The 25,024-nt window shown below is 60.9% G+C and carries 16 protein-coding genes, 1 tRNA gene and 1 pseudogene; 12 read left to right on the top strand and 6 right to left on the bottom strand.

The window, feature by feature from the left end:
• Positions 1-4: 4 nt before the first annotated feature.
• From AC070A_RS30595 to AC070A_RS30605, 3 genes are all read left to right on the top strand, one after another.
• Positions 5-460: a GNAT family N-acetyltransferase gene (locus tag AC070A_RS30595; protein WP_255571447.1), complete on the top strand. Its 456-nt coding sequence runs from the start codon at positions 5-7 to the stop codon at positions 458-460.
• 42 nt (positions 461-502) lie between these two features.
• On the top strand, positions 503-1,306 hold the full coding sequence (locus AC070A_RS30600) for a DUF72 domain-containing protein (protein WP_113479516.1): 804 nt from the start codon (positions 503-505) through the stop codon (positions 1,304-1,306).
• A gap of 781 nt (positions 1,307-2,087) precedes the next feature.
• Positions 2,088-5,891, top strand: a complete 3,804-nt coding sequence (locus tag AC070A_RS30605) for a vitamin B12-dependent ribonucleotide reductase (protein ID WP_218373998.1) — start codon at positions 2,088-2,090, stop codon at positions 5,889-5,891.
• 245 nt (positions 5,892-6,136) lie between these two features.
• Here AC070A_RS30605 and AC070A_RS30610 read toward each other — a convergent pair whose 3' ends face one another.
• Positions 6,137-8,485, bottom strand: a complete 2,349-nt coding sequence (locus AC070A_RS30610; RefSeq protein WP_113479518.1) for an ethanolamine ammonia-lyase — start codon at positions 8,483-8,485, stop codon at positions 6,137-6,139.
• Between the two features lie 205 nt (positions 8,486-8,690).
• A complete protein-coding gene (adhP, locus tag AC070A_RS30615) occupies positions 8,691-9,716 on the bottom strand; it encodes an alcohol dehydrogenase AdhP (RefSeq protein WP_058328222.1) in 1,026 nt (341 codons plus the stop codon).
• Between the two features lie 464 nt (positions 9,717-10,180).
• On the opposite strand from adhP, the gene AC070A_RS30620 reads away from it, so the two are divergent.
• The 6 genes and pseudogenes from AC070A_RS30620 to AC070A_RS30645 all read left to right on the top strand — a co-directional run bounded on the left by AC070A_RS30620 (position 10,181) and on the right by AC070A_RS30645 (position 20,702).
• Positions 10,181-10,256, top strand: a tRNA-Ala gene (locus tag AC070A_RS30620).
• A gap of 209 nt (positions 10,257-10,465) precedes the next feature.
• Complete coding sequence (locus tag AC070A_RS30625; RefSeq protein WP_113479519.1) at positions 10,466-11,131, top strand: CBS domain-containing protein; 666 nt, start codon at positions 10,466-10,468, stop codon at positions 11,129-11,131.
• Positions 11,132-11,342: 211 nt separating this feature from the next.
• The gene (locus tag AC070A_RS30630; protein WP_113479520.1) at positions 11,343-13,805 is read left to right on the top strand and encodes a phosphoketolase family protein; all 2,463 of its coding nucleotides are present in this window, start codon (positions 11,343-11,345) and stop codon (positions 13,803-13,805) included.
• Positions 13,806-13,827: 22 nt separating this feature from the next.
• On the top strand, positions 13,828-17,679 hold the full coding sequence (locus tag AC070A_RS30635; protein WP_113479521.1) for a GH36-type glycosyl hydrolase domain-containing protein: 3,852 nt from the start codon (positions 13,828-13,830) through the stop codon (positions 17,677-17,679).
• Positions 17,680-17,681: 2 nt separating this feature from the next.
• Positions 17,682-19,001 (top strand): glucoamylase family protein, encoded by a 1,320-nt coding sequence (locus tag AC070A_RS30640; RefSeq protein WP_058328225.1) that lies wholly within the window; start codon positions 17,682-17,684, stop codon positions 18,999-19,001.
• A gap of 26 nt (positions 19,002-19,027) precedes the next feature.
• Positions 19,028-20,702 (top strand): annotated as a pseudogene (locus AC070A_RS30645) (ABC transporter ATP-binding protein/permease).
• A 174-nt stretch (positions 20,703-20,876) separates the two neighbouring features.
• On the opposite strand, the gene AC070A_RS30650 reads toward AC070A_RS30645, so the two are convergent.
• Both AC070A_RS30650 and AC070A_RS30655 read right to left on the bottom strand, forming a co-directional pair.
• Entirely contained in the window at positions 20,877-21,002 is a 126-nt protein-coding gene (locus AC070A_RS30650; protein ID WP_255571446.1) for a hypothetical protein, read from the bottom strand.
• A 215-nt stretch (positions 21,003-21,217) separates the two neighbouring features.
• The gene (locus AC070A_RS30655) at positions 21,218-21,460 is read right to left on the bottom strand and encodes a hypothetical protein (protein WP_057250349.1); all 243 of its coding nucleotides are present in this window, start codon (positions 21,458-21,460) and stop codon (positions 21,218-21,220) included.
• 269 nt (positions 21,461-21,729) lie between these two features.
• Between AC070A_RS30655 and AC070A_RS30660 the strand changes: the two genes are divergently transcribed.
• Positions 21,730-22,650 carry a DnaJ C-terminal domain-containing protein gene (locus AC070A_RS30660; RefSeq protein ID WP_113479522.1) on the top strand — a complete coding sequence of 307 codons (921 nt, stop codon included), beginning with the start codon at positions 21,730-21,732 and terminating at the stop codon, positions 22,648-22,650.
• Positions 22,647-22,961, top strand: coding sequence for a chaperone modulator CbpM (locus AC070A_RS30665; RefSeq protein WP_113479523.1), 315 nt, complete (start codon positions 22,647-22,649; stop codon positions 22,959-22,961). The genes AC070A_RS30660 and AC070A_RS30665 overlap by 4 nt, the downstream gene beginning before the upstream one ends.
• On the opposite strand, the gene AC070A_RS30670 is transcribed toward AC070A_RS30665, so the two are convergent.
• Entirely contained in the window at positions 22,925-23,386 is a 462-nt protein-coding gene (locus AC070A_RS30670) for a nuclear transport factor 2 family protein (protein WP_113479524.1), read from the bottom strand. The genes AC070A_RS30665 and AC070A_RS30670 overlap by 37 nt on opposite strands.
• A 209-nt stretch (positions 23,387-23,595) precedes the next feature.
• Here AC070A_RS30670 and AC070A_RS30675 point away from each other — a divergent pair, with 209 nt between their 5' ends.
• Complete coding sequence (locus AC070A_RS30675; RefSeq protein ID WP_113479525.1) at positions 23,596-23,952, top strand: hypothetical protein; 357 nt, start codon at positions 23,596-23,598, stop codon at positions 23,950-23,952.
• Positions 23,953-23,974: 22 nt separating this feature from the next.
• Here AC070A_RS30675 and AC070A_RS30680 read toward each other — a convergent pair whose 3' ends face one another.
• Entirely contained in the window at positions 23,975-24,961 is a 987-nt protein-coding gene (locus tag AC070A_RS30680; RefSeq protein ID WP_058324156.1) for a DUF1775 domain-containing protein, read from the bottom strand.
• Between the last annotated feature and the right edge of the window lie 63 nt (positions 24,962-25,024).

Raw genomic sequence — 25,024 nt, forward strand, 5'->3', positions numbered from 1 at the left:
CGGCATGATGCGGCCTGCTCGTCTGGAAGACCTGGCTGCGGTGCAAAGCGTGACGGCGGCGGCCTACGAGCCCTATCGGGCGCTCCTTGGCGGGCCGCCGCTCCCGGTAACCGAAGACTACGCGCCTCGCATTCTTCGCAGCGAGGTTTGGCTTCGGGAGCAAGATGAAGTTGTTGCGGCGCTTGCCGTTTTCGAGCGGCACGCCGATCACCTGCTGATTTTCAGCATCGCCGTTGTCCCAGCCTGTCAGGGCCAGGGGCTCGGCATCGAGCTGCTGAAATTTCTGGACGGCAAGGCGGCCGAGTGGGGCTTGCCGGAGGTGCGGCTCTATACCAATTCACGCATGGAGCGAAATATCGCGCTCTATCGCGCCTATGGATTTCAAGAAACGGGTCGCCGACCCAATCCCTATCGTCCAGGGTGGACACTCGTGGACATGACGAAATCGATCAAAGACTGAAAAGCACGCGGTCAACCGACGACCGTTGTTGAGGAGGATGGCATGGCAAAATCCGGAAAGATCCGCGTTGGTATCGGCGGCTGGACCTTCGAGCCCTGGGAGGGCACCTTCTATCCGAGCACGCTGGCAAAGAAGCGCCAGCTCGAATTCGCCGGCAAAGAGCTTCGTGCGATCGAGGTGAACGGCACCTATTATTCGTCGCAGAAGCCCGAGACCTTCGCCAAGTGGGCCTCCGAAGTGCCCGAGGATTTCATCTTTTCGTTGAAGGCGAGCCGCTTCGTCACCAACCGCAAGGTTCTCTCGGAAGCCGGTGAATCCATGGAGCGATTCCTGACGCAGGGCTTGACCGAGCTTGGGCCTCATCTCGGACCGATCCTCTGGCAGTTCGCGCCGACGAAGAAGTTCGAGCCTGACGACTTCGAGGGTTTTCTGAAACTTCTGCCAGAAAAGCAGGATGGGCTGCCGCTCCGCCATGTGGTCGAGGTCCGCAATCCCACCTTCCAGGTTCCGGAGTTCGTGGCGCTGCTGGAGAAATACGGCGTTGCCGTGGTGCTCGCCGAACATGCGGATTATCCGATGATCGCCGATGTCACCGCCGATTTCGTCTATCTGCGTCTGCAGAAGGGCAGCGACGATATCGAGACCTGCTATGCGGCCGACAAGCTCGACCTCTGGGCCGAGCGCGCCAAGAGCTTTTCCAGTGGTGACGAACCGAGTGGGCTCGAAAAGAGCGCTCCGGACCGCAAGGCCAGGAAAGAGCCGCGCGATGTGTTTGCCTACTTCATCACCGAGGGCAAGGTGAATGCGCCGAATGGTGCCCGCGAGTTGCAGAAGCGCGTCGATTGAGTTCCAAGGCGGGATCGGTGCGTGCCGCTGATCCCGCTCACCCCTCACGAACCTGCCAGTCTTTGCACCTGCGCCAGTGTCGTCGGCCGGGAGCGGGATGGTGTAGAGCACTATAGGTAGTGCCGATACTACGTTCGCGACCCAAAAGGCGAGCGGCCTCAAGGCGTAAGGCGCGAATCACCACGGCCACCCCATATCGTTTTCCTGAGCGCAACCGAGGGTACCGTTGGGGATGGTTTTTATGCGGTTTTTTACCCGTCAATTTTTTGATTTGGTGCTGACCGTTGCGTTAGTCTCACAGGCAACCTCTGGAAGTGCCTGATTTTCATGGGGTTGGCCGATGTCCCCGTTTTCCACAGTCGGTCCACACAACATCTAGCGCTCAAACTTCCGTCACAAACCACCCCTTGACGCCCCCGGACGATTCACGGTTAATGGATTTCACGTTGCGACGGCGGCGGACCGGATTGTTTAGCGCCCGGTTCATCTCACCAAATCGTCGGTTCTGACAGGCGGCAGTCATGGATTTCACCATGCGGTCGCCGTGAGGATTTCTGTGCGATTTTTTGGGCCTGCTGGGGCAATATTTGGCTGGCATAAAGATGCTGTTAACACTATATTTAGTGCTTGCAGCCAGCCTATCTCACAAGATACAGGGTCACCCAGTTATGGGTTTCTCTCCAAGGACGGAAGCTGAGACTGGCTGCGGGATGACCCTCGCGGCCGGGCGGGGACAATTGCGCCTGTGGCGGGCGCTAGGCAACACGAAGGACCAGGGACAATGAAGATCGAACGTCGTTTCACCAAGGCCGGGCAATCCGCCTATGCGGAGATCGAATTCCGCAAGGCTACGAGTGAGATCAAGAACCCCGATGGTTCGATCGTCTTCCGCCTTGCCGATATCGACGTGCCGGCCGAGTTCAGCCAGGTCGCGGCCGACATTCTCGCCCAGAAGTATTTCCGCAAGGCCGGCGTTCCGGCCAAGATGAAGCGCGTCGAGGAGAACGATGTCCCCTCCTTCCTCTGGCGGTCGGTCCCTGACACGGATGCGCTGAAGGCTCTGCCCAAGGAAGAACACTACGGTTCCGAGACCGATGCCCGCCAGGTTTTCGATCGCCTGGCCGGCACCTGGGCCTATTGGGGCTGGAAGGGCGGCTACTTCGACACGGAAGAAGACGCCTCCGCCTTCCAGGACGAACTCGCCTACATGCTCGCCACCCAGCGCGTCGCGCCGAACTCGCCGCAATGGTTCAACACCGGCCTGCACTGGGCCTATGGCATCGATGGCCCCGGCCAGGGCCACTTCTATGTCGATCCCTTCACCGGCAAGCTGACCAAGTCGAAGTCGGCCTACGAGCATCCGCAGCCGCATGCCTGCTTTATCCAGTCGGTCGCTGACGATCTCGTCAACGAAGGCGGCATCATGGATCTCTGGGTGCGTGAAGCGCGCCTGTTCAAGTATGGCTCGGGCACCGGCTCCAACTTCTCGCATCTGCGCAGCGAAGGCGAAAAGCTCTCGGGCGGCGGCAAGTCCTCCGGCCTGATGTCGTTCCTGAAGATCGGCGACCGCGCCGCCGGCGCCATCAAGTCGGGTGGCACCACCCGCCGCGCCGCCAAGATGGTTGTTGTCGATATCGACCATCCGGATATCGAGGAATACATCAACTGGAAGGTCAAGGAAGAGCAGAAGGTTGCTGCCCTCGTCACCGGTTCCAAGGTCGTCGCCAAGCACCTGAAGGCGATCATGAAGGCCTGCGTCAACTGCGACGGTACCGACGACGCCTGCTACGACCCGAAGCAGAACCCGGCGCTGAAGCGCGAGATCCGCGCCGCCAAGCAGGCGCTGGTTCCGGAAAACTACGTCCAGCGCGTCATCCAGTTTGCAAAGCAGGGTTACAAGGACCTCGAGTTCAAGACCTATGACACCGACTGGGATTCGGAAGCCTATCTGACGGTTTCCGGCCAGAACTCCAACAATTCCGTCTCGATCAAGGACGACTTCCTGCGCGCCGTTGAAGCAGACGGCGACTGGCACCTGACCGCCCGCAAGGACGGCCGCGTGATGAAGACGCTGAAGGCCCGTGACCTCTGGGAGTCGATCTCCTACGCCGCCTGGGCGTCCGCCGATCCGGGCCTGCACTTCAACACGACGATGAACGACTGGCACACGAGCCCGGCCGCCGGCCCGATCCGCGCGTCGAACCCGTGCTCGGAGTACATGTTCCTCGACGACACCGCCTGCAACCTCGCCTCGCTGAACCTGATGATGTTCAAGGATGCGGCGACCAAGCGCATCAACATCACCGACTACGAGCACGCCGTCCGCCTGTGGACCGTCGTCCTTGAAGTCTCGGTCATGATGGCGCAGTTCCCGTCCCGCGAGATTGCCGAACTCTCCTACGAATACCGCACGCTCGGCCTCGGTTATGCCAACATCGGCGGCCTGCTGATGTCCTCGGGCATTCCCTATGACAGCGCCGAAGGCCGCGCCATCGCCGGCGCGCTGACGGCGATCATGACTGGTGTTTCCTACGCCACCTCGGCCGAAATGGCCGAGAAGCTGGGTCCGTTCCCGGGCTTTGCCCCGAACCGCGACAACATGCTGCGCGTCATCCGCAACCATCGCCGCGCCGCCTATGGCGAGACGACCGGCTACGAGGCGCTCTCGGTCAACCCGGTCGCCCTCATCCATGGCGACAATCCGGACCAGGACCTCGTCATCCACGCCATGAGCGCCTGGGACAAGGCGCTGGAACTCGGCGAAAAGCACGGCTACCGCAACGCCCAGGCAACCGTCATCGCGCCGACCGGCACGATCGGCCTCGTCATGGACTGCGATACGACCGGCATCGAGCCCGACTTCGCGCTGGTGAAATTCAAGAAGCTCGCCGGCGGCGGCTACTTCAAGATCATCAACCGTGCCGTACCGGAAGCGCTGCGCTCGCTCGGTTATAGCGAAAGCCAGATCGCCGAGATCGAGGCTTACGCCGTCGGCCATGGCAACCTGAACCAGGCGCCGGCAATCAACCCGTCGACGCTGAAGGCCAAGGGCTTCACCGACGAGAAGGTCGAAGCGGTCAACGCCGCGTTGAAGAGTGCCTTCGACATCAAGTTCGTCTTCAACCAGTGGACGCTGGGCGCCGACTTCCTCAAGGGCACGCTGAAGGTCACCGACGAGCAGCTCGGCGCGATGGACTTCAACCTCCTCGACCATATGGGCTTCTCGAAGAAGGACATCGAAGCAGCCAACATCCACGTTTGCGGCGCGATGACGCTTGAAGGCGCGCCGTTCCTGAAGAACGAGCACCTGCCGGTCTTCGATTGCGCTAACCCCTGCGGCAAGATCGGCAAGCGCTACCTCTCGGTCGAAAGCCACATCCGCATGATGGCGGCTGCCCAGCCGTTCATCTCGGGCGCCATCTCCAAGACGATCAACATGCCGAACGAGGCGACCGTCGAGGACTGCAAGAACGCCTACATGCTTTCCTGGAAGCTGGCGCTGAAGGCGAACGCCCTTTACCGCGATGGTTCCAAGCTGTCGCAGCCGCTGAACGCCTCGCTGATCGAGGACGACAAGGACGAGGATGCGCTGGAGGAACTGATCCAGGCGCCGGCCGCCGCCCAGGCCGTGACCATCACGGAAAAGATCGTCGAGCGCGTCATCGAGAAGGTGATCCGCGCCCGCGAAAAGCTGCCGAACCGCCGCCAGGGCTACACCCAGAAGGCTGTCGTCGGTGGGCACAAGGTCTACCTGCGCACCGGCGAGTTCGGTGATGGCCGCCTCGGCGAGATCTTCATCGACATGCACAAGGAAGGCGCTGCCTTCCGTGCGATGATGAACAACTTCGCCATCGCCATCTCGCTCGGCCTGCAATATGGCGTGCCGCTCGAAGAATATGTGGAGGCCTTCACCTTCACCAAGTTCGAGCCGGCCGGCATGGTCCAGGGCAACGATGCGATCAAGAACGCGACGTCGATCCTCGACTACGTCTTCCGCGAACTCGCCGTCTCCTATCTCGGCCGCCACGACCTCGCCCATGTCGACACGTCCGATTTCAGCAACACGGCGCTCGGCAAGGGGATCCAGGAAGGCAAGACCAACCTGATTTCGACAGGCTGGACCCGTGGCTACAAGCCGACCATCGTCGGTGGCACGGCCGAACGCGCCGGTGAACCGAAGGGCTCGGCAACGGCTGCTCCTGCCCGCGCCTCTTCTGGCGCAACCGTAACGGCGATCGCCGGCAACACGGTGCGCAAGATCGAGACGACAACAGCCATCGCGACCTCCGAAATCGTCGCCTTCAAGCGCGATTACGAAGAACGTGCGGCGGAATTGGCCGAAGAGATTGCCGAGGAAACGGCTGAGACGGTTACGGAAGTGACGGCTCTCTTCTCCGACAAGGCAGCCGCCGAAGCGGCATCGGCCAAGACGGACGCCAAAAAGGTGGAGGCCGAGCGCCGCGCCCGCTCGATCATGCAGGGCTACACCGGCAACATGTGCACCGAGTGCCAGAACTTCACGATGGTGCGCAACGGCACCTGCGAGAAGTGCGACACCTGCGGTGCGACGAGCGGCTGCAGCTAACCTGCTCCACCGAGATGGTGGTTGTGGTGACGGTTCAATCAGTCACGCGGTTTTCATGGAACGCGTGACTGTCCCCCGACCAGAATTTTGCCCAGGGGCGTTTGAGCCGTGCCCCTGGGTTTTTTCGTGGATGGGACGTGACTCGGTCAGTCAGCGCGTCCTGTCGTGCTTGTGTGCAAAGCTGACGCCGCTGTTGCCGCTCCCAGGGCAGATACCGCTCTGCTGTCCTGCAGCACGATGCGCGATCATCCATATCGTCGGCTGCCGTTCACATCCTTGCCGATGATCTCCCGGATGATGGTCAGGGTCTCCCTCGCCGCCTCTTTAGGTGCGAGCGCGGTATCGGCGACGTTGCTGACCAGTTTCGTCATGTCGTGATCGATGTCCTTCTCAGCCCAACGCTTGCCTTTGGCGACGGTGATATAGACCGAGTAGGCGTGGTGCATGGTTCCGGGCCGCTCGCCGATGATGTGGAGAATTCCGCGGAAACTGTTGGGGTCGGCATCCTTAAAGAGCATCTCGCCGATCCTGTAGCCGGCCCGCACCCTGCCGCTGGTCACCAGGATGTTCTTGTCGCTCACCGTGACACCGGCGTCTCCAAGCAACCTTCGCATCTCTTCGAGGTAAGGCGCTAGATGCCCGTCATCCATGATGGCCTTGGCATTGAGACCGTCCGATATGACGATCTGACCTTTGGGCATGTCGGCCTTCCACGAAGCCCTTACCCGCTCAATCTCCTTGATGGAATCCGGGCTCAGCGTTTCGCCGGTTGTCGGGTGCGCGATGTAGTCGTTCCGGTCCTTGGACAGGGTGCGAACCGGGACGACGCCGGGCACGGCCGCGATAAACTCGGGCGTAAGTTCGGCCCAAAGCGATAGTTTGGCGTCGTCATACAGACCTCTTACTTTCGTCGCGAGCGCCGGGTTGAGATCCCAGATCTTCTCGCCGTGGCCCGTCGCCAGGTCGACGCCTCTTGCTTCGACCTCCATCATCATCTGCCTGCCTTCGGCGTAGACAGTTTCCTTTGGCCGCTTGTCACCCTTGGCGAGGCGGTACTGGTAATAGACCCAGAGGGGATCCCCGTAGTTTGACGTGTAGCTGTTGTCGTTGCCGACGATCCCGATGCGTTTGTAGAAATCCCACATCGCATCGTTGACCTTGAAGCCAAATTTCTCCCGTACGCGCACGTGATCCTGAAACGCGGTCGTGAGATAGCTCAACATCGGGTCATTTTTGGTGGGCAGAGCAATCAGGTAGGCCGGATTGGCCGGCATGATCTGGTCCTGGCACCAATCCAGATCGTCCAGGCTGACAGTCATATGCAGGGTGGTGCAGATATCGAGGCCGATGGTCAGCCCATGGAGCTTGCCCATGACCATGTCTTCGAGGCAGCACCGTACGAGTTGTTCGCGACTCTTGAAGACCTCCGGCCCGATGAAGCCGGCAACATCGTTGACATGGAGCCATGCGCCCTTGGGCTGCACCTTCGCAAGCTCCAGGCTCACGGCCCTGCTGAAGCCGTACTTTCGAGACTCAAGCACCATCATGTCGACGCCGTTTGCCACGCCGTTGGTGAATTCCGAGCCCTGCCCGGTCTCGAAGTAGAGGCCATATCTTTCCCCTGCCTTCGCGCTTGCATATTTCAGGATCTTCTCATTGGTGATGTCGAAGATCTTGTTGCAGTCATCCGTTCCCGCGAGGCTCTGGAACACCGTGGATACCGTTCCGGGGAAGCTCTCGCTCACCTCGGCCTGAACGTCGATGTGGGCGAGCACGCACCAGGGAATGACGTCAACCAGCTTGAAGGTATCGACGATATCCTTGAGGGCACGTTCCACTGTGACGACGCTGTTGACGGTACTGTCCACCGGGTTGGTGCCGATGACGATGTCGCCAGTCGCATAGGAGAATGCGTCGAAGACCTGCCACATGATGTCGTCGGGGTGGTCGGTTGGCGAATTCGGCTGAATACGCGCGCCCATATACCCCTTGGCCCCCAACTTGGTGCCGGGCATGACGTTGAAGATCTTTTGGCTGACGGAGATAAGCTCTTCGTTGCTCATCAGTTTCGGCACGCAACCGATCGTATCGCTGGTCAGCCCATTCATGATGCCTTTGATCTCTTCTTCCGATGCAGTCAGGAGAAACTCCTTCAGCTGGCCCATGGTCCAGTCTTTGACCTTTTCGTGCTGGGCCTGGTCCGTTGTCTGCCAGATCAGCCTTTGCAGATCGTCCTCAAGCAGCGGGCGCTGGTGAAGGTCTCCGATCTTCGTGCTTGCCAGAAGGGTCCGGGCGTTCGTTCGCGATGTGTCATTTTCCGCCACCACCCCGATCGTCTGATCTCCTTCCTTGAACGCGTTCGCACACCCCAGCACCTGCCGATAGGTCGTCTCGTCAAAAGCGCCCTTGATCCTGCTGATATAGGCAAAGACGTCCTCGCCCTGCTTCACCTCATCGATCACAAGGGTGCCTCCGCCCGGTGCTGCCCGGGCAGCCTGGCTGTATGTGGCGAGCGTGGCCGCCGCAGTCCCTGCCACCAGCAGGAGATCTCGTCTGGACAGACCGTGCTGATCCGAGAACATGCCCTTGCTCATTGCCATTTCCTTTCTGCAGAAGGTCTGTGGGCATTTCGCCAAACGGCCCTGGTGAGGACGGCGATTTGAGGAGGCGCGCAGTTTGGGTGCGCAATACATTCTCCACTCCGGGCATGGGCCCGCTATTCCCATCGATCGATGCGGCACCGTTCCTTTGGCGGAAACGAAGCGGGGCCTCTCGACCGGACGGGCACGGCTGGGCCAGCTACTGCAGGCTCATGACGATGCGCCCGTCGATCTTGCCGGCCTCCATCCGGTGGAAGATCTCATTGATGTTCTCGAGGCTGTCCCATGAGAAATGCGGCGCGACCTTGCCTTCAGCGGCAAACTGCAGCGATTCCTCCAGATCCTGGCGGGTGCCGACGATCGATCCGCGCAGCGTTATGCGCTTGAGCACCGTTTCAAAGACCGGCACGGAGATCATCCCAGGGGGAAGGCCGACGAGCGCCATCGTGCCCCGCGATCGCAGGAATCCGAACGCCTGTTCCATTGCAGCAGGTGAAACCGCAGTTACGAGCGCCCCATGCACGCCGCCGGTCGCCTTGATTACCTGCTCTACGGCATCCTTCGCCTTGCCGTTGACTGTAATGTCGGCGCCTAGCTGCTTTGCAAGTGCCAGCTTGTCGTCGAAGATGTCCGCGGCGACGACATGCATGCCCATCGCCTTTGCGTACTGCACAGCCATGTGGCCAAGGCCACCGATGCCGGAGACGGCGACCCATTCGCCGGGCCGTACTTCCGTTTCCTTCAATCCCTTGTAAACGGTCACGCCGGCGCAAAGAACCGGCGCAGCAGGGCCGAAGTCCAGCCCGGTGGGCAGGCTGCCGACGAAGTCGGGATCCGCCAGTCCATACTCGGCAAATGTTCCGTCGACGGAATATCCGGTGTTCGACTGTGATGCGCACAGTGTTTCCCAACCGGTGCGGCAATGCGGGCAGTAACCACATGCGCTGTGAAGCCAGGGAACGCCGACCCTGTCCCCCTCTTTCACTCTTTTGACACCGGCACCCACTGCCGAAACATAGCCGACGCCCTCGTGTCCCGGAATAAACGGCGGGCTAGGCTTTACCGGCCAGTCTCCATTTGCTGCATGGAGGTCGGTGTGGCAGACGCCCGTTGCTTCATATTTGACGAGGATCTGCCCAGGTTGCGGCGTCGGCACCGCCACCTCCTCGATCACAAGGGGCGTGCGGAACTGCCGAACGACGGCGGCCTTCATCGTCTGGGCCATTGCTAATCCTCCTCCAAATCGCCGGGCCCACGGAGAGGCCCATTAAGGGAAGTGCGGAGCCGGCAGGCGCCCATGTCGGATACAGAAGAATTCCACATTCATCCGGGCGCCATGGACGTTCGCGGCCGGGATTCGGGCGTCATCTCATCGTTGACACGCACCGCCAGAATTTCAGCGAGGTTCGGGCGGTGCTTTCGTTACGCATCAGCGTAAACCCGCGAGCATAGTTCGACAATGGCTCCCCGCGCTTGGGGGCGTGACCTACTGTAACATACAGCGGCGCGCGTCGATGAGGGCCCCGAGCGGAAATGGCGCGTCTGCCCGCTACTTTCGAAGAAACGGTTTTGAAACGGATCGCCCGACGAACCGATCGAGCGCGTCGCTTCGCGCAATGATGTCCAACCAGGCGCGTCGTCTCAAGTGTATTGACATGCTCGGCACGTGTCGTGTTGACTGGATGTTATGGGGCCGTAGCTCAGTTGGGAGAGCGCCGCAATCGCACTGCGGAGGTCGAGGGTTCGACTCCCTTCGGCTCCACCAGAACACAACCGCGCGCGTCGAGAGCTAGTTAAATCCAATCGGGCTGTGCACGAGTGTTTGCGCTCGACTAGAAGCTGCAGCACGGGTTCTGCCAGCGCCAGCGCTCAACTCGAACATCTCCCCCACGAACAGGTTGTCGAACCGCCGCGATAGGTTTACCTTACGCCCGCTAATGACGGTACCAAGGTCCTTTTCGGAGTTGGATCGACATGCGCGTCAAAGATGTGATGACGACAAAGATCGTCAGGCTTTCGCCTGACAACAGCGTCAGACAGGCAGCCCGGATCATGTTCGACAGCCACGTCAGCGGCCTTCCGGTCGTTGACGATGAAGGCCGTCTCATTGGGCTGATCAGCGAGGGCGACTTGATCCGGCGGACGGAACTCGGTGGCGGCGGGCCGCTGGCGGACGCGACGCTTGCGGCTGACGACAGGGCCCACGCCTATATACGCCGATCCTCTTGGAGGGTGGGCGACGCCATGACAGCCGATCTCGTTACCATCGACGAGGATGCGCCGCTCGCGCGGGTGGCGGCGCTGATGCAGGAACGTGGCATCAAGCGCCTTCCCGTTCTCAGGAACGGCGTACTGGTCGGCATCGTCAGCCGCGCCGATCTGTTGCAGGCGGTTTTGTCGGCAAAGCAGGACGAGACGGCCGCGGGTGATGAAGCGATCCGGCGCAGCATTCTCGTGCGCCTCGGCGAGAACACCGGCCTCGAAGGTCTGGATGTGAAGGTCGCAGTGACCGATGGCATCGTTCATCTCTGGGGCAACGTGGAGACGGCCGAGTGCCGGAGGGCCGCACGGATCGTTGCCGAAAATGTCCGCGGCGTTCGGGGCGTGGTCGAGCATTTCTCGGAACCATATCCGCAATAGCGCCCCTTTTAATTGTGCCGCGACACGCAGGTGTTCGCGACACCGAGTTGGCAAGACGATCCCAGCCGCTGTCGTCCGAAGACAGGTGTTCCATCATTCTGCCCGTCGCCGGCAAACAGCAACGACCGTAGCGAATTCAAGAGACTGCAGTGGCTTGCACGACTGCAAGTCGGAGAAATCCAGGCAATGTCCTAATGATCGGGAGGTTCAGATGGTTTCGCCTGAAACGGTATCGATGAAAGAGACGGCATCCGGGAGCTCGCATTCAACAACGCCATTATCGGCAGACGAACTCCGACTGATGGACGCCTATTGGCGCGCGTCGAACTACCTTTCTGTCGGCCAGATCTATCTGCTCGACAATCCGCTCCTGCGCGAGCCGCTGAAACGCGAACACATCAAGCCGCGCCTGCTCGGCCACTGGGGCACCTCGCCTGGCCTCAACATGCTCTATGTGCATCTCAACCGCGTGATCAAGCGCGACGATCTCAACATGATCTATATCATCGGGCCGGGGCACGGCGGGCCGTCGCTGGTGGCGCATGCCTATCTCGAAGGGACCTACACCGAGTTCTATCCGAACATCGGTGAAGATGCCGAGGGCATGCAGCGGCTCTTCAAGCAGTTCAGCTTTCCAGGTGGCATCCCGAGCCACGTGGCGCCGGAAACGCCCGGCAGCATCCATGAGGGCGGCGAACTTGGTTATGCGTTGAGCCACGCCTATGGCGCCGCCTTCGATAACCCGGACCTCGTCGTCGCCTGCATCGTCGGCGATGGCGAGGCCGAGACCGGGCCGCTTGCGACCGGCTGGCAGAGCAACAAGTTCCTGAACCCGGCCCGCGACGGCTGCGTGCTGCCGATCCTGCATCTGAACGGCTACAAGATCGCCAATCCGTGCTTCCTCGCCCGCATTCCGCGCGACGAGCTGCAGAAGTTCTTCGAGGGCATGGGCTACAAGCCTTACTTCGTCGAAGGGCATGATCCGGCAAGCGTGCATCAGCAACTCGCCGCTGTGCTGGATACGGCGATGGCCGAGATCCGGCAGATCTGGGACGATGCCCGCGTGAGGGGCAATCTGAAGCGGCCGGCATGGCCGATGATCGTCTTCCGCACGCCGAAGGGCTGGACCTGCCCCCCGGAGATCGATGGCAAGAAATGCGAGGGCTACTGGCGGGCGCATCAGGTGCCGATGGGCGAGATGGACAAGCCCGAGCACATCCGCATCCTCGAGCAATGGATGAAGAGCTATCGCCCCGAGGAGCTTTTCAGCGATCAAGGCCGGCTGAAGCCGGAGATCGCAGCACTTGCGCCAACGGGACATCGCCGCATGAGCGACAATCCGCACGCCAATGGCGGCCTGTTGCTGCGCGATCTGAAGATGCCGGCCTTCCGCGACTATGCCGTCGAGGTTCCCCGTCCCGGCGGGACCAATGTGGAAGCGGCCCGCGTCATGGGCAAGTTCCTGCGCGACGTGATGAAATCCAACATGGACGCCAGGAACTTCCGCCTGTTCAGTCCGGATGAAAACAACTCGAACCGCTGGCAGGACGTGCTGGAGGTCACCAATCGCTGCTACATGGCCGAAATCTATCCGGAGGACGACCACCTCTCACCGGATGGCCGCATCATGGAGGTGCTGAGCGAACACCAGTGCCAGGGCTGGCTCGAAGGCTATCTGCTGACCGGCCGCCACGGCTTCTTCTCCTGTTACGAAGCCTTCATCCACATCATCGATTCGATGTTCAACCAGCATGCCAAGTGGCTGAAAGTCTGCAACGAAATTCCCTGGCGCCGGCCCGTCGGGTCGCTGAACTACTTCCTGAGTTCCCATGTCTGGCGGCAGGACCACAACGGATTCAGCCATCAGGATCCCGGCTTCATCGATCACGTCGTCAACAAGAAGGCTGACGTCATCCGCGTCTACCTGCCGCCGGATGCCAACACGCTGCTGTCTGTCACTGACCATTGCTTGCGCAGCCGCAACTACATCAACGTCGTCGTGGCCGGAAAGCAACCCGGGCCGCAATGGTTGACAATGGAACAGGCGGTGCGCCATTGCAGCATGGGCGTCAGCATCTGGGATTGGGCGAGCAACGATGCCGACAGCGAACCGGATGTCGTCATGGCCTGCTGCGGCGACGTTCCGACGCTCGAAACGCTGGCCGCGGTGCAATTGCTGCGCGAGCATCTTCCGGAAGTGAAGGTGCGGGTCGTCAATGTCGTCAACCTGATGAAACTGCAACCGGCGGAGGAGCACCCCCACGGCCTCACGGACCGTGACTTCGATGGTATCTTCACCAGGGACAAGCCGATCATCTTCGCCTTCCACGGCTATCCGTGGCTGATCCATCGCCTCACCTACCGCCGCACCAACCACGGCAACCTGCATGTTCGTGGCTACAAGGAGGAAGGTACGACGACGACGCCGTTCGACATGGTGGTGCTCAACGAGCTCGATCGGTTCCATCTCGCCGGCGATGTCATCGACCGCCTGCCCCAGCTCGGGGCGCGCGCCGCCTATTTCAAGCAGGCAATTCAAGCCAAGCTGATCGAGCATCGCGAATATATCGAGAAGCATGGTGACGACATGCCGTCGATCAGCGGTTGGAAATGGGGCGTTCCGGGTGCGCAACAGGCGAAGCCGAGGACGTCGACCGAGGGTGACAATGTGTAGCCCGCAATGAAGGATCGGTCTGATGGTCCGGCCAGCTGGCAAGGTTGACGTCAGTGCGACACGTCCGGCAGGCGTGCCTCCTGACACGATCCTGCTTTCGAATGGGCACTACAACGTGCTTCTGACCGAGGCCGGTGCCGGGTATGAAACCTGGCGCGGCCTCGACATCACGCGTTGGCGTGAGGACGGCACACGCGATTGCTGGGGCCAGTTCTGCTACATCCGCGACCTTGAGAGCGGCGAGGTCTGGACGATTGGCCGGCAGCCGATCTGCCATCCGGATGCGATCTACGAACACACGTTTCACGGTGATCGTGCCGAGTATCGCTGTTTGCTCGGAGACATCGATCTTCGATGGGACGTGGCGGTCGCACTGGATTGCGATGCCGAGGTGCGTTTGCTGAAACTCTGCAATAAGGGTGAGAAAGCGAGAAAGCTTGAGCTGACAAGCTATTCCGAAGTCTGCCTGAATGGTCGAAGCGCCGATAGCGCACATCCGGCATTTGCCAAGCTTTTCATCGAAACCTGGTTCGATACCGAAACAACCGCTTTGTTCGCACGGCGCCGGCCGCGCAGTGCATCGGAGCGCCCCGTCTGGGCGGTACACGTGTCTGCGTCAAGCCGCCAGGGCCATGTGGTGGAATATGAAACGGACCGCTACAGATTTCTTGGCCGGCGGCGGACGGCCTCAAACCCTGACGCCCTGGTGCCGGGGAGCCGTCTATCAGGGACGACGGGTCCCGTGCTCGACCCCATCTTCAGCCTGCGCCGGACAGTCGATCTGGAACCCTCCGGAGCGGAGGTGATCGCGTTCGTAACGGGCGCAGCCGATAGTGATTTAGACGCTGCCGCAATAGCAAGACGCTTCGCCAATATCGACGCCGCGCGCCAAACGTTGGTGGATGCCGAGAAAAACAATGAAGGCCCGCCCCGGTCACCCTCTCCTCAAGAGTTGGCCGTCTACAATCGGCTCGTAGCACATCTGGCATTTTCTGTTCCCGGCTTAAGGGAAGGCAGCACGCCCGGCACGAGGCGGCTGAACCGCGACGACTTGGGATCGGCGGGACTATCGGGAGCCATCCCAATTCTCCTGCTGCGTATCGACAAAACAGGCGAGGACGCTCTCGTCGACGATGTCATCAAGGCCCACGCATTCCTTGCCAGTCGCGGATTTCCCTTCGACCTCGCGGTCCTTGATGAAAGGGAAGCCAGCGAAAGCTTGCAGTTGAGCGCCAAGGCGACGGTCCATGTGGAGCAAACCCTCGGCAAAGCCGGGGGTATTCATTTCCCACCGAGGGCCAGCGTTTCGGCCGGTGCAGAAAATGCGATCACGGCCGCCGCGCGCCTCGTCCTTTGCTGCAGTCAAGGATCCCTTTCAGCTCAACTTTCGGCGAGAGCGGCCACCACTTTTCCGACGCTGAAGGAGACCAGGACGAATGTCTCCGCCGCCCGCGAAAGGCGTCACGAGGCACCACGGGATAGCCTGCTTTTTTGGAATGGCCGTGGAGGGTTTACCAAAGACGGGCGCGAATATGTGATCGGAGCGGATGCGACGCCAACGCCGTGGTGTAACGTCCTTGCCAATAGCGCGTTTGGCTGCCTGACGAGCGACAGCGGTCTTGGGTACACTTGGGCGGGCAACAGCCAACTGAACAGGCTCACGCCCTGGTCTAACGACCCGGTCTCGGACCCGCCGAGTGAAGTTATCTACTTGCGCGATGAGCAGACGGCGGAGCTATGGACGCCGACGCCTTTGCCTCTCGGCCAGACATCGACGACGAGGACGAAGCATGGTCAAGGTTACACGTGCTACGAAAGCAGTCGCGGACCATTGCATCATGAAATGACTGTCCACGTGCCGGCCTCGGGAGCGATCAAGGTTGTCCGCCTTGCTATTCGCAACGACGGAAAACGACTTCGCCGCCTTACCGCCACCTACTTCGTTGAATGGGTCCTCGGCACGCTGCGCGAAAGCGCATGCTCCCGGGTCGAATGCGAATTTGACAGCGAGATCGGTGCTATCGTTGCCCGGAACGTCTGGGAAGGGGATTTTTCCGGAACGCTCGCATTCGCCGCCTCAAGCGCGCCTGTCCGATCGTTCACATGCGATCGGCGCGCGTTCCTCGGCAGAAACGGTTCCATCGCTCAGCCGGTGGGATTGGAAGGCTTCGATCTCGGGGGACAAACCGGTTCTCTGCTCGACCCCTGCGCAGCCCTCATGGTCAGCGTTTCAATCCCGCCGGCGGTGACCGTCGAGCTGGTATTCGTGCTCGGGCAGGCCGAAAGCCGCGAGGAAATGCGCAGGCTCGTCCGCGAACATGCCGAACCGAGGGGCGCCAGGAACGCGCTGGCAGCCGTTTCACAACAGTGGGATCATTTGCTGAACGCCGTCACGGTCCGAACGCCAGATACGGCCTTCAACCTCATGATGAACCGCTGGTTGCTCTATCAGGTGTTGGCTTGCCGTATCTGGGCGCGAACAGGGTTCTACCAATCCGGCGGCGCCTATGGATTTCGCGACCAGCTCCAGGACGTCGCAGCCCTCGTCCATTGCGCGCCCGATGAAGCGCGAACGCACATCCTTCGCGCTGCCTCGCGCCAGTTTGCCGAGGGAGACGTTCAACATTGGTGGCATCCGCCATCGGGTGCCGGCGTGCGCACACGCATGACGGATGACCTCTACTTTCTGCCCTACGTCGTCCATCACTATGTATCGGTCTCCGGAGACTACGGGCTCCTCAGCGAACAGGTTCCTTTCATCGTCTCGCCGCCTCTAGAGGACGAGGAGGAGGAGCGCTACGAGGTGCCTCCGGCCAGCCAGGAGAGCGGGACCGTCTATGAGCACTGCTGTCGGGCACTTGACCGAGGTTTGCGGCTAGGCAGCCACGGGCTTCCGCTTATGGGAACGGGCGATTGGAACGACGGCATGAACCGGGTCGGCGCGGAAGGCAAAGGCGAGAGCGTATGGAACGGATGGTTCTTTCTGACCGTCCTTGGATCCTTTGCCGCCATCGCATCGGCGATGGCAGATGACGAACGGGCCAAATGGTGCAAGGAGCGCGCCGAGACCCTGCGCATATCCCTGGAGACCCACGCCTGGGATGGCGCCTGGTATCGCCGTGCCTACTTCGACGATGGCACTCCCCTCGGGTCCCAGTCGAACGACGAGTGTCAGATCGACGCGATCCCGCAGGCCTGGGCAGTTATCTCGGGTGCTGCAGATGCCGAGCGCGCCGCGCAGGCAATGCGCGCGGTTTGGGAGCGGCTCGTTCGTACCGACAGCGGCTTGATACAGCTTTTCGATCCGCCGTTCGACAAGGGCGCGCTGCAGCCCGGCTACATAAAGGGCTATGTGCCCGGAATTCGGGAGAATGGCGGCCAGTACACCCACGCGGCCACGTGGGTGGCGCTGGCGACAGCATTGCTGGGGGATGGCGATCGGGCGTTTCAGCTCTGGAGCATGCTCAATCCCATCAACCATGCCCTGTCACCCAAAGACACCGACCGCTACATGGTCGAGCCATATGTTGTCAGCGCCGACGTCTATGGCGCCGCTCCTCACACCGGCCGCGGTGGCTGGACCTGGTATACGGGATCGGCGGGCTGGCTGTACCGCGTTGGTCTTGAGGCCATTCTCGGCATTCGCCGTCAGGGGCCCCGGCTTTTTGTCGAGCCGTGCATTCCCACCGGGTGGTCGACATACGATGTTGATTTTCGGCATGGGAGATCAACATACCGTATCAAGGTGAGCCGAGATTCCAAACGAGGACAGAAGCACTATTCGCTGAGCCTTGATGGCAGGAAGGTCGCTGACCGAAGTGTTCCACTCGTGGACGACGGACGAGATCACGACGTCCGCCTCGTGGTGGCCTAGCCATGCCGGGATTGTTGTCGACAGACCCCGAATTGAACCGGATGCCGACCGAGCAGGATCTTGCCCGGCTGCAGTTCACGACGCTGCTGTACTATCTGCATTGCACCAATCCCGACAACGGCCTGGTGCGCGACAAGACACAGGAAGATGCACCCGCAAGTATTGCGGCGATCGGCATGGCGCTGGCGACGATCCCCGTGCTTATCGAGCGGGGCATTGTCATTCGCAAGTTCGCCGCAAAGATCGCGCGTCGACGGCTGCAGTTTCTCCTGCAATGCCCGCAAGGGCCGGAGCCGGATGCTTCCGGCTACAAGGGCTTCTTCTATCACTTCCTGGACATTGAGACCGGCAGACGCGTTTGGGAATGCGAATTGTCGACGATCGACTCCGCCTTCCTTTTCGCTGGTGCACTGACGGTGGCCGCCTATTTTGATGGCGATACGCCGGATGAAATCGAAATTCGCCGGTCGGCAAATGCGCTCTATGAGCGTGCCGACTGGAACTGGGCCTGCGATCACGGACTTACGCTGACCCATGGCTGGCGGCCGGAGAACGGCTTCATTCCCTATCGCTGGCGCGGCTACGACGAGGGCCTGCTTCTCTACATACTCGGTCTCGGCTCGCCGACCCATCCGCTGCCGGCGGAAGCCTATGCCGCCTATACCGAAAGCTACGACTGGCGGAACCTTTATGGTCGCGAGCTGCTCTATTCGGGCCCTCTCTTCACCCACCAGCTCTCGCATATGTGGATCGATTTCCGTGGGATCCGTGACGAGTTCATGCGCGAGCACAACAGCGACTATTTCCAGAACAGCCGGCACGCGACATTCGTCCAGCAGGAATATGCCATCCGCAATCCGCAGAATTTCGTCGGCTACGGCGAGCATTGCTGGGGCTTCACGGCGAGCGACGGGCCGGGTTGGACCAAGCGTACCGTGAACGGCAGCGAAAGGGAGTTTTTCGATTATCTCGCCCGCGGCGCGCCCTTCGGCCCGGATGACGGAACCGTGTCGCCCTGGGCCGTCGTCGCCTCGCTGCCGTTCGCGCCGGAGATCGTCATCCCGACAATCTGGAACTGCGCCCGCATGAAGCTCGGCATGACCAGGCTTTACGGCTTCAAGCCATCGTTCAACCGAAGCTTTCCGGTGGAAGGAACCGAAGCCGGTTGGTGGGTCAGCCCCTACCACTTCGGCATCGACCAGGGCCCGGTCGTCCTGATGATCGAGAACTACCGAACAGGCTTGCTGTGGAACATCATGCGCCGGTGCGCGCCTGTGGTGGTGGGATTGAGGCGTGCAGGTTTTTCCGGCGGCTGGCTCTGAGGGCCAAACCAACAAAAGGTACTCAGATGGACAGCCAGCCAGTACCGATCAGAACGACCGCATTTCGTTTCGCAAGAGCTGTCCGATTTTTCCTGGCATCCGAAGTCGGCGGCAGGGCCAGGTGGATGTTTGCCGGGCTCATGGCTCTGCTCTTCGGCTTGAATGGCCTCAACGTGGTGAACAATTACGTCGGCCGCAATTTCATGACTGCATCGCCGAGCGCCAGATGGATGAGTTCGTTCGGCAAGCGGTCTTTTACATCTGCGTCTTTGCCGTCCTTACCGTTGTCGGCGTCATCGCGCGCTTTGTCGAAGAACGGCTGGCGCTGCTTTGGCGCGGGTTCCTGACGAGACGCGCCGTCGATACTATCTGGAGAATGAGGCCTATTATCGCCTGGAGGTCTCAGGGACGCTGAGCCACCCGGACCAGCGGATATCCGAAGACATCCAGGCATTCACGGTTACCACCCTCTCCTACATCATCATGTTGTTCAGCAGTACACTGACGGTGGTGACGTTCTCAGGCGTGCTTTGGTCCATAAGTCCCCTGCTGTTTGTCGTAGCCGTGCTCTATGCGGCTTGCGGCTCCTACATGACGATCGTTTTGGGGCGCCCTCTCATCGGCCTGAACTATGAGCGACTCGACAAGGAAGCGAGCTTCAGGTCCAGCCTCATGCATGTGCGCGAAAACGCTGAATCGGTGATGGTGGCCAGCGTTGAAGGCCAGCAAAAAACGCGATTGATGCAGCGCCTCGATGATCTGATCGCCAACATCCTCACCATTACCGCGGTCAACCGGAACTTGGCCTATTTTACGAGCGGCTACAATTGGATGATTCAGATCATCCCGGACTTGATCATTGCTCCGGCTTTCATGCGGGGGGAAATCGAATTCGGAGTGATCACCCAATCAGGCTCGGCCTTTGCCATGCTCGTGGGCGCGTTCTCCTTGATCGTTCGGCAATTCAATTCGATCTCAAATTTCGCCGCAGTGGTTTCCCGGCTGAGTTCCCTGCTCGAAGCCATTGAAAAGAGCCGAACAAGGGGGGGTGGGACCGGCATCGAACTGGTCAAGCAAGATGGCGATTTGGCCTTCGACCACGTGACGTTGGGCTCGGCTGGCGGCCACGCATTGCTACATGATCTGTCGGTAACGATCCCGCCGGGAACACCGGTGTTGATATCGGGATCGCATGGGGCTGCAGGTGCAGCGCTCTTCAGGGCAACCGCCGGAATTCCGACCGCCGGCGCCGGGCGGATCCTGCGCCCGAACGACCTGATGTTTCTTCCGCAGCGCCCCTATCTGCCGCCGGGGTCGCTTCGGCAAATTCTTCTGCCTCCGGATAACCCGGGCGATGCCTCCGACAGTCAAATGCTCGAGGTCGTGCGCAGCGTTGGTCTCGACGGCCTTGTTCACGACGCGCTCGGGCTGGAGAAGGAACAGGACTGGGAGATGTCCCTGGGTGAGCAACAGCTCTTGGCTGTCGCCAAGGTGCTTCTCGCCAGACCGCGATATGTCTTTCTTGACCGGCTTGAAGCAACCCTCGGTCATGAAACGTTTCGGAAGGTGCTGAACCTGCTCTCCGAGAACGCGATTACCTGCATCAACAATGGCGAAGAAGGCGACGCGCGTGATCTCTACGAAGCCGTGCTGGATTGTCAGGAGGATGGCCGTTGGACATGGACCCATCGCCGAGCATGACCGCCTCGCCTCGCACCGCACTCCTTGCTCGGGGCGACATCAAGCGCGATGCGGGGACGGCCAAAGCCTGTCACTTTGGGCCCGGCGGCCGCTGGCCACCAGGCTAGCCGAGCCTTTTCCCTCTTGCGAAGGCGCGCTCGCGACAGCCAAGTGATCGATGGAAAACGATCGCTGTTACCGGGGGGCGACGATGCCCTGGTAGTAATCGCCGTCACCGCCAACATAGTGCGTGCCACCGCCGCCGGTCTGCGAGCAAGCGGCCAGAGTGACGAGTGCGAACAGCAATACGATCGTTCTCATGAAGTCGGTTCCTTTCGGGCCTTAACAGCGGCTATGTCCTTGAGTCTAGTGGATATATAAGGATTAGCCTACAGGACAAGGGGCATCTGGCCGGTGGTATAACAAAACGCTTGATCGTTGAAGATGTAATTTTTGCCGGCGACCACTTGGCCGTTCGTGCATCCGGGATTTCCATGGATAGACGTGAATCTTGGTCAATGAACGATGAGCACGGGCTAGATCGGCTGCTGCTTGTTACCCTGCTCCCGCTCCTGCCAGTATCTGAGGCGAAGCCGCGGCGCCATGAACCAGGCGACGAACGGCGTCGTGACAAAGCAGGCAACCACCAGCGCCGGGATCGAATACTTGGCGTTGTCGGCGAGAACCGGGATCGACAAAACCGTTACGATGCCGATCCCGAACAGGATGGCATTGATCATCAGGCCGACCATGATGGCGAGTTGCAGGCGGACGGACATTTCGACCTCCCCGAGCTTCGAGGCAACGTTGCACCCAAAGAGAACTTTCCGGCGTTGATTGTATCAGAGATCGCGAATTCGCGAAATGGTCGAAGGTGCAGAGCCGCAACCGGCCGCGCCGGCGACAATGCGTCACGCATGGTGCGCCGCCCCTGTCGCGCGCGAAAATCCGCCCTATGCTCTTAGGCGAGTGATTGAAGACGCATGATCGCAACGCACGCAGAGCGTCGGCGATGCGACCTCAATCGATGCCGCCTGAGGGAGACCGCATGACGAGCCCATACGAAACGCTCGGCGTCAGCCGCGAAGCGACACAAAAGGACATCCAGAGCGCCTATCGCAAGCTCGCCAAGAAATTGCACCCGGATCTTAACCCGGGAGACAAAGGAGCGGAGGACCGCTTCAAGGCAGTTTCGGCGGCCTACGCCCTCCTCAGTGACGAGGAGAAACGCGGCAAATACGATCGCGGCGAAATTGACGAGACGGGTGCGGAGACTGCACCCCGCCACTACTACCGCGACTATGCCTCGTCTGGAGATACGGCGGGACGCTACGAGAGCGCACATGGCTTTTCGGATTTCGCGGATGCGGACGATATTTTCTCGAGTTTCTTTTCCCGTCGCAGCAGCGGCCAGCAGCAACGCCAGCGCGGCCGTGATCAGCACTTTTCCATGGAGATCGGCTTTCTCGACGCGGCCAACGGCACCAAGACCGAGATCAGCCTGCCGGGCGGCGGACCGGCGCTCGATCTCACCATCCCGCCCGGCACGCGCGACGGCCAGACGCTGCGGCTGCGTGGCAAGGGCGAGCCCGGGTTCAACGGTGCGCCGGCCGGCGACGCGCTGATCGATATCCGCGTCAGGCCGCATCCTCTTTTTGCAACCGATGGTGACGACGTTCGCTACGAGGTGCCGATCTCACTGAGTGAAGCGGTGCTCGGTGGCAAGATCCGGGTTCCGACGATCGACGGGGCGGTCAATGTCACGATCCCGCCGCACTCCAACACCGGCAAGACATTGCGTTTGAAGGGCAAGGGCCTGCACAAGTCCGGCGGCGGCCATGGCGATGCCTACGTCAGCCTGAAGATCGTGCTGCCGCAGACCCCCGATCCGGCGCTATCCGCCTTCGTTGAAAGCTGGGCAGACGGAAAGACGGAAGACCCGCGCAAAGGCATGGGAGGGCAAGCATGAACGACCGCGAATTCTGCGAACACCTCGACATCGAGGTGAAGGTCTTACGCATCTGGATCGAACAGCGTTGGCTGATGCCGCGCGAGGCGGAAGCAGGCTGGCTTTTCGAAGACGCCGACCTCGCCCGCGCCCGTCTGATCCAGGATCTGACAGGTCCAATGGGCGTCAACGACGACGGCGTTGATGTCGCCATGCGGTTGCTCGACCAGATCCACGGCCTGCGTGGCCGCCTCGCGGTGTTGATGAACGCCATCCGAGCTCAGGAGCCGGAAGTTCAAAGGCTCATCCTGTCCAGAGTTGAGGGCGAATAGTCTCTGTCCGGCGCGTCCAGTAGCCCGATCGTTTCGGCGACGAACAAGGTGTCAACGAACTCCGTCAGATCGACGATCCGCCCGTCACGGAACGTGAACTTGTCTATGATTTCGGTCCGTTGACGGGTTTGCGATGGAATGAAGCAAACGACGCCGGCGCGGTGGACGACGATAGTATCGCCGTCAGCGTAAGCGCCAACCATCTCCATCTCGCTCAGGTCCCAGTTCTCAACGAGGGCCTGGAAACTGCTGCGCACCGTTTCCGGCGTGTTGACCCCGAGCGCCATCGTGCCGAGCCTGCCGTTTCCGACGATGCGGAAGCTGAAGTCCGGATCGAGTTGCGCCATCATGGTGTCGAGGTCGTTGACGTTGCGGGCAAGGTAGAGGGCCCGAATTCTGGTTTCCAACACGCTTCGCTCGGTCATTTGAAGCCTCCCCGTTTCTATCTGGGCGAGTGTGCGCGAACTTTAGTAATATCGCAAGTACAGGTTCGCGCTTCGGGATTCGTTCACCGCAACTGCCACGAATCTGGCCGTCGTTAGGATTTTATTAAAAGGCAGGTGCCGGTTTTTACACACCTGCAAGTGGAGTTGAGCGACAAGAAAGGATTGAACGACGGGAAGGCAGGAAAGACGTGACACAGGTCGTCACAGTATCCGCGACGACAGCGGCCTATGCAGCGGAAGCGCTGAAGCCGTCTGCACGCGTGCGGGGTGACGGTCCGACCGACGAAGCGATCACGCTGCTTTCGATCCGGCGCGCCGAGGAGCCCGCGCTGACGCCGGTCTCGATCCCAAAGACCAAGGGCGCCCTGCCCCTCTCCTTCATGCTCATGAGCGCCGATGGCCGGTTGCCGGAACGCTCGGAAGCCGAAGCGCTGCGCCGCTATCTCGAATTCATGCGCGATGACGACGACGGAGCCGAGAGCCGCGAAAACGAAGACCGGCAGGATGAACCGGCCGGCCAAGAGGATGAAAGCGACGCCGCCTGAGGCGAGCGTCGCAATATCTCAATCAGTGATGCTTGTGGCCGCCGGCCGCCGCGCCGCCCTTGGCCGAGCCCACCGGGAATGCCGCATCGACCTTGCCAGCCTTTTCGAAGACGAGCGTGACGGGAACGGCATCACCTTCCTTGAACGGCGTCTTCACGTCCATGAACATCAGATGCAGGCCGCCGGCCTTGAGCTCGACCGTTTCACCGGCCGGTACTGCAACGCCGTCATCGAGCTTGCGCATCTTCATCACGTCGTTTTCCATTTTCATCTCGTGGATCTCGACGCGAGCAGCCGCGGGGCTTTCGACGGCCACGAGCCGATCCTCGCCTGCCCCGCCATTCCTGATCGTCAGGAAGCCGCCGCCGACCTTGGCGCCCGGCAACATGGCCTTAACCGAGCCGCCTGATATCTCGAGGTCGCCAAGTTTCGCTGCCCCGTCGGCAGCAGCCATATGCCCGCCATGGCCGGCATGAGGATCGGCAGCGTCGGCCATGGTTACCGTCACGGTCGGCGCCGGGCTCTTCAGGTCATGCGCGTTCTGGCCTTCGGCAGCAACCTGATCCCAGACGACCTTGCCTTCGGTTCCGCAAAGCTGCGTGGTCGGGAACGCAAGCACGGTTTCCTTGTCGAAGCCCGAGAGTTTGCCGCGCACGACAAAGGTGTCGTAGTAATCGTCCGAGAGGTTGCCGCCCTTCCAGCGGATTTCCACCGGGCCGGACGAGACCTTCTCGCCATGATTGTCGTAGGTTTTCTGGTAATCGCCCTTGATCACCTCGAGCTCCCAACCGGGCTTCGGCTGCGGTTTGGCGAAGACGAAGCCTTCGGGCAGCTTGATCTGCACTTCCGTCGTCGGCTTGCCGTCGCAGCCGTGTGGCACCTGCAGCACCGCCTTGAAGGTGCTCTCCACCGGCGCCGTGTCGTTTTCGAAGGTGGCGTGTGCGTGGGCAATGCCGCTTGCGGCAAGGCTAAGGCCGAGCGAAAGCGAAGCCAGTCTGGTCGTGTTCATGTCGTAATCTCCTGACCACGGGGGTGGTCCAAGCCGCTTGAGGGCGGCGAATTGTAATGGGAA

Source organism: Ensifer sp. GW101-20A05 (assembly GCF_059424735.1).

Excerpts from the sequence above, each read along its gene's own strand:
- AC070A_RS30635 (WP_113479521.1), top strand. The coding sequence starts at position 13,828 with ATGGTCCGGCCAGCTGGCAAGGTTGACGTCAGTGCGACACGTCCGGCA.
- AC070A_RS30665 (WP_113479523.1), top strand. The coding sequence starts at position 22,647 with ATGAACGACCGCGAATTCTGCGAACACCTCGACATCGAGGTGAAGGTC.
- AC070A_RS30595 (WP_255571447.1), top strand. The coding sequence starts at position 5 with ATGATGCGGCCTGCTCGTCTGGAAGACCTGGCTGCGGTGCAAAGCGTG.
- adhP (WP_058328222.1), bottom strand. The coding sequence starts at position 9,716 with ATGGCCCAGACGATGAAGGCCGCCGTCGTTCGGCAGTTCCGCACGCCC.
- AC070A_RS30660 (WP_113479522.1), top strand. The coding sequence starts at position 21,730 with ATGACGAGCCCATACGAAACGCTCGGCGTCAGCCGCGAAGCGACACAA.
- AC070A_RS30610 (WP_113479518.1), bottom strand. The coding sequence starts at position 8,485 with ATGAGCAAGGGCATGTTCTCGGATCAGCACGGTCTGTCCAGACGAGAT.
- AC070A_RS30640 (WP_058328225.1), top strand. The coding sequence starts at position 17,682 with ATGCCGGGATTGTTGTCGACAGACCCCGAATTGAACCGGATGCCGACC.
- AC070A_RS30630 (WP_113479520.1), top strand. The coding sequence starts at position 11,343 with ATGGTTTCGCCTGAAACGGTATCGATGAAAGAGACGGCATCCGGGAGC.
- AC070A_RS30625 (WP_113479519.1), top strand. The coding sequence starts at position 10,466 with ATGCGCGTCAAAGATGTGATGACGACAAAGATCGTCAGGCTTTCGCCT.
- AC070A_RS30605 (WP_218373998.1), top strand. The coding sequence starts at position 2,088 with ATGAAGATCGAACGTCGTTTCACCAAGGCCGGGCAATCCGCCTATGCG.
- AC070A_RS30670 (WP_113479524.1), bottom strand. The coding sequence starts at position 23,386 with ATGACCGAGCGAAGCGTGTTGGAAACCAGAATTCGGGCCCTCTACCTT.
- AC070A_RS30655 (WP_057250349.1), bottom strand. The coding sequence starts at position 21,460 with ATGTCCGTCCGCCTGCAACTCGCCATCATGGTCGGCCTGATGATCAAT.
- AC070A_RS30600 (WP_113479516.1), top strand. The coding sequence starts at position 503 with ATGGCAAAATCCGGAAAGATCCGCGTTGGTATCGGCGGCTGGACCTTC.
- AC070A_RS30650 (WP_255571446.1), bottom strand. The coding sequence starts at position 21,002 with ATGAGAACGATCGTATTGCTGTTCGCACTCGTCACTCTGGCCGCTTGC.
- AC070A_RS30680 (WP_058324156.1), bottom strand. The coding sequence starts at position 24,961 with ATGAACACGACCAGACTGGCTTCGCTTTCGCTCGGCCTTAGCCTTGCC.